This window comes from Mesorhizobium sp. ZC-5 (assembly GCF_025753855.1).
In the GTDB taxonomy this organism is placed as follows: domain Bacteria; phylum Pseudomonadota; class Alphaproteobacteria; order Rhizobiales; family Rhizobiaceae; genus Neomesorhizobium.
In genome coordinates this window covers 1-725 of the sequence record NZ_JAOWPT010000066.1, presented here as the reverse complement: position 1 = coordinate 725, position 725 = coordinate 1, and the positions used below count along the sequence as shown (strand labels likewise).

The 725-nt window shown below is 64.1% G+C and carries 1 protein-coding gene; it reads right to left on the bottom strand.

Annotation, left to right across the window (positions count from 1 at the left end):
* The coding region (locus tag OHD58_RS30530) for a calcium-binding protein (RefSeq protein WP_318528314.1) at positions 1-725 on the bottom strand (725 nt) is incomplete at both ends.

Genomic DNA, 725 nt, shown 5'->3' with positions numbered 1-725 from the left:
GCCAGCACGCCGGCGGCCAGCGTGGAGAAGATGGTGTTCTCCAGCATGATGGTGTCGGCCGGCACCGAGAAGTCGAAGATGGCATCGACATTGGCGGCGGCGTTGAGGGCGGTGTTGAAGATGAAGGTGTCGTTGCCGGCCCCGCCGGTCAGTTGATCGTGGCCGCTCGCGCCGTTGAGCAGATTGTTGCCGCTGTTGCCGAAAAGGGCGTTGCTCAAGCCGTTGCCGAAGCCGTGGATGTTGTCGGCGCCGGTCAGCACCAGCCGCTCGACATTGCCCTTGACGGTGACCGCGGCCAGATTGAAGCCGAAGGAAGCATAGACGGTGTCGACGCCGTTGGAGCCGGCGATGCTCTCGTCGACCACATCGGAGGCATTGTCGACGACATAATAGTCATTGCCGCCGACCCCGCGCATCTGGTCAGCGCCGGTTGAGCCGTTGAGCACGTTGCCGCCGCCATTGCCGGTCAAGAGGTTGCTCAAGCCGTTGCCGGTGGCATTGACGTTGGCGGCACCGCTCAGCACCAGGTTCTCGATGTTGCCCAAAAGCGTCGCGGAGCCAGCCAGGCTGAAGCTGAAGGCCGTATAGAGCGTGTCGAAGCCGCCTGACCCCGCGACGCTCTCGTCGACCACGTCGGAGGCCGTGTCGAGGACATAGACGTCATTGCCGCCGAGCCCGCGCATGGTGTCGGTGCCAAGGCCGCCGTTCAGCGTGTTGTTGCCGCT